Raw genomic sequence first — 3,931 nt, 5'->3', positions numbered from 1 at the left:
CCGGGCCGCAGCCCGTCGCCCAGCGAGAAGGTCACGTCGTAGCGGGCGAAGATGTCGCAGAGCTCGGCAAAGTTGGTGTACAGGAACGACTCCTGATGATGCGCCAGGCACCACGCCGCCATGATGGACCCGCCGCGAGACACGATGCCGGTGACCCGCTTGGCGGTCAGCGGCACATAGCGCAGCAGCACCCCGGCGTGCACGGTCATGTAGTCCACACCCTGCTCGCACTGTTCGATCACGGTGTCGCGGTACATCTCCCAGGTCAATTCGGTCGGATCGCCGTTGACCTTTTCCAGGGCCTGGTAAATCGGCACGGTGCCGACCGGCACCGGTGAGTTGCGCAGTATCCACTCGCGGGTGGCATGAATGTCCTTGCCGGTGGACAAATCCATGATGGTGTCGGCCCCCCAGCGGGTGGCCCACACCATCTTGTCGACCTCCTCGGCGATCGACGACGTCACCGCGGAGTTGCCGATGTTGGCGTTGACCTTGACCGCGAACGCCTTGCCGATAATCATCGGCTCGCTCTCGGGGTGGTTGTGGTTGGCCGGGATCACCGCGCGGCCGCGGGCAACCTCGTCGCGAACCAGCTCGGCGGGCATGTCTTCGCGGGCGGCGATGAACGCCATCTCGGCGGTGATCTCACCGGCGCGGGCCCGCTGCAGCTGGGTGCCGCGGTCGCGCAGCACGCCGGGGCGCGGCGGCAGCCCGGCCGTCACATCGATCACCGCGTCGGGGTCGGTATAGGGGCCGGAGGTGTCATAGAGGTCGAAGTGCTCTCCGTTCGACAGATTCACTCGCCGAAACGGCACCTTGGCGCCCGGCACCGCGTCCAGGTCGTGATAGGCCTTGCTGCTGCCGGCGATGGGTCCGGTGGTCACTGATGGTTCGACGGTCACGGTCATTTTTTATCCTCCCTACGTCGGCATTACCCGATCAGGTTCGTACGGTCGACGGCCCCGAGCCGTCCTCTCAGCGCACCGGGCGTGCGCTCCCGCGTTGTACTGTGCTGTGCTTGATTGCCCGGCTCCTCCTCGGACCGTTGCACGGTCCGCATCGTCGCCGTGCTGACCACGCTAGCGCAGCGGGCGAGGCGACGACAGAACGTCTGCCCATCCGGCCTAACCAGTGCGCGCAGTCTCCTAAACGGTGGAATGATCGTTAACGTGCGCGAGGCCCCTGAAGCTCAAGCAACTCTTGCAACGAGCACCGACGCCGACGCCGTCAGCGTGGGCGCCTTCCGGTTCTGGTTTGTCGGCCAGCGTTGGGAATGGTCCGACGAGGTAGCGCTGATGCACGGCTATGAACCCGGCTCGGTGGCGCCGACGACGGAACTGCTGCTGTCGCACAAACATCCAGAAGACCGCAGCCATGTTCAGGACCTGCTTGACCGGGCACTGGTTTCCAAGAGCTCGTTTTCCAGCCGGCACCGCTTCATCGACACCGCCGGCAACGTGCACGACGCGATCGTGGTGGCCGATCGGATGGCCGACGAGACTGGCGCGGTGGTGGGAACCGCCGGCTATTACGTCGACCTGACCGCCACCATCGACGAAACCCGCCAGGTGGTCCTCGATGAAGCGCTGCCGGACCTGTTCGAGGCTCGCGCGGTGATCGAGCAGGTCAAGGGTGCCCTGATGGCCATTTACCGGGTCAGTGCGGAACAAGCCTTCGGTGTGCTGCGCTGGCGGTCGCAGGAAACCAACACCAAACTGCGCGCGCTGGCCAAACAACTTCTCGACGAAATCGCCACGCTGCCACCGCCGTCGGCGGAGGTGCAAAGCGCCTTCGACCACCTTTTGTTGACGGTGCATGAGCGTATTCCCGACGAACCCGACGCATAGTCTCGTCGCCCGTTAGGCTCGATAAAGCTGTGGACAGTAACGCGATGGATTTGTTGACGGTCGACTGTGAGGTACGGCCGGATGCTGTCGTGGTGCAGGCCAAGGGCGAGGTGGACTCCAGCACGGCCGGCGGCCTCACCGCGCAGCTGCATGCTGCGCTGCACCAGGCCGGAACCCAACCTTCTCGACTGCTCATCATCGATTTGCAGTCCGTCACCTATTTCGGCAGTGCCGGACTCAACGCCGTACTCGACTGCCATAGACGAGGGCTGGCAGCCGGGACGTCGGTCAGGCTGGTTGCCGACAATGGGCTGGTGGTTCGTCCGATCGAGGTGACGAACTTGGATAGCGTGCTCGAGCTCTACCCCACGCTGTCCGATGCGCTGCAAGGCCGTGATACCGAGCAGGGGCAGTGAGCGGGTACCGAAGCGACTGGAGACGCGAGCCGCAGGAGCTGCCACCCGACCTTGCCAAGGCCGTCGCGCTGGGCGGCGAGATGGGCCGGCTGTTCGCTGAATTCGATTGGACCGCACACCCATTGGGGTCGCCGGTAAGTTGGCCGGCCGAGCTGCGGTCTGCTGTCGCCGTGGTGTTGACCTCGCGATTCCCGATCGTGTTGTGGTTGGGCGCTGACGACCTGTTCGTGGTGTACAACGACGCCTACATCCAGATCCTCGGTGATAAGCACCCGGCGGCGCTGGGCCGGCGCGGCCGTTTTGTGTGGTGGGACATCTGGGAGCCGATCAGCCCGATGCTGGCCAGCGTCATCGCCACCGGCGAGGCGACCTGGTCGCACGACTTGATGCTGCCGATGATGACCGGCGGCCGACGTCGGGAACGCTACTTCACCTTCACCTACAGCCCACTGGTCGGAGGAAACGGTCAGATCTGCGGGATTTTCTGCCCATCCTGGGAAACCACCGAGCGGGTGATCAGCGAACGACGACTGCATCTACTCAACGCGGTGGCCTCGGCGACGATGGAAACCCGCACCGTCGACGACGCGGTCAGCGCAGCGGTTTCGGTGTGTGCCGGTCAGCCCGACGTGCCGTTCGTCGCGGCCTACGTCAGCGGCGCGGACGCGGCCGAAATCACCCTCCGCGGAGCCACACCGTCGGTGCTACCGCTGCTGCCGCCCACGCTGGGAAAGCTCACCGATTGGCAGCCGACAGCGCGATCGCGGGCGCAGGTGCGCATCATCGATAACGCGGCATCGGTTATTCGCGGTCTCGACGAGGTGTTGGGCGCCGACTGCGCGGACCAGGCGTTGGTCCTGCCGATGGGAGAGAACGCGATCGCGGGGGCTCTGGTCGTCGGGACAAATCCGCGCTGCCCGCTGGATGCGCAATACCGCGGCTTTTGTCAGTTGCTCGCCGACCAGCTGTCCTCGGCGCTGGCGTCGGTGGTCTCCCATGAGCAGCAGCGGCAGCGCGCCGATGCGCTGGCCGAACTGGACCGCGCCAAGACGGCGTTTTTGACCAATGTCAGCCACGAATTCCGCACGCCGCTGACCCTGCTGATGGGGCCGCTCGAAGACGCCCTGGCCGATGTCGATGCGTCCACGGTTCTCGCCGAGCGGCTACGGATGGCCCGGCGGAACGCGGGGCGGCTACTTCGCCTCGTTGACTCGCTGCTGCAGTTCTCCCGTATCGAGGCAGGCCGCGCCACAACGAATTTGGTGCGCACCGACGTCGGCCTGCTGACGGCGCAGATCGCGTCGTCGTTCACTCAACTGTGCCAGCGGGCCGGGTTGGAACTTATCCTCGACTGCCATCCGGCACTGGCCGACATCGATCCGGACATGTGGGAAACCATCGTGCTCAACCTGATGTCCAACGCGATCAAATACACGCTGCACGGCTCGATCACCGTCGCGGTGCAAGCCGGCGGCGATCAGTGCCGGATCAGTGTCCGCGATACCGGAGTCGGGATAGCCGAGGACGACCTGAAACGGCTGGGCCAACGGTTCTTTCGGGCCGACACGGGGCTAGGTCGCAGTGTGGAGGGCACCGGAATCGGGCTGTCGCTGGTTTACGGACTGGTGGAGCTTCAACACGGAAGTTTGCAGATCACCAGCGAGCTCG

Annotated in this window: 4 protein-coding genes and 1 riboswitch; of the genes, 3 read left to right on the top strand and 1 reads right to left on the bottom strand. The window is 65.1% G+C overall.

Annotation, left to right across the window (positions count from 1 at the left end):
* On the bottom strand, positions 1-908 hold a 908-nt coding region (locus tag WBF82_RS11890), incomplete at its 3' end, for a phosphomethylpyrimidine synthase ThiC (protein WP_424383229.1).
* A riboswitch (TPP riboswitch) is annotated at positions 900-1,011 on the bottom strand. It overlaps the preceding gene by 9 nt.
* 158 nt (positions 1,012-1,169) lie before the next feature.
* On the opposite strand from WBF82_RS11890, the gene WBF82_RS11885 reads away from it, so the two are divergent.
* The 3 genes from WBF82_RS11885 to WBF82_RS11875 all read left to right on the top strand — a co-directional run.
* Positions 1,170-1,847 carry a PAS and ANTAR domain-containing protein gene (locus WBF82_RS11885; protein ID WP_424383228.1) on the top strand — a complete coding sequence of 226 codons (678 nt, stop codon included), beginning with the start codon at positions 1,170-1,172 and terminating at the stop codon, positions 1,845-1,847.
* Positions 1,848-1,891: 44 nt separating this feature from the next.
* Positions 1,892-2,263 carry an STAS domain-containing protein gene (locus WBF82_RS11880; RefSeq protein ID WP_424383227.1) on the top strand — a complete coding sequence of 124 codons (372 nt, stop codon included), beginning with the start codon at positions 1,892-1,894 and terminating at the stop codon, positions 2,261-2,263.
* On the top strand, positions 2,260-3,931 hold a 1,672-nt coding region (locus WBF82_RS11875; RefSeq protein WP_424383226.1), incomplete at its 3' end, for an ATP-binding protein. The genes WBF82_RS11880 and WBF82_RS11875, both read left to right, overlap by 4 nt.

Source organism: Mycobacterium sp. (assembly GCF_049673265.1).
In the GTDB taxonomy this organism is placed as follows: domain Bacteria; phylum Actinomycetota; class Actinomycetes; order Mycobacteriales; family Mycobacteriaceae; genus Mycobacterium.
This window is presented reverse-complemented; position numbering and strand designations above follow the sequence as displayed.

Coding starts and splice junctions, on each gene's coding strand:
- WBF82_RS11880 (WP_424383227.1), top strand. CDS start 1,892: ATGGATTTGTTGACGGTCGACTGTGAGGTACGGCCGGATGCTGTCGTG.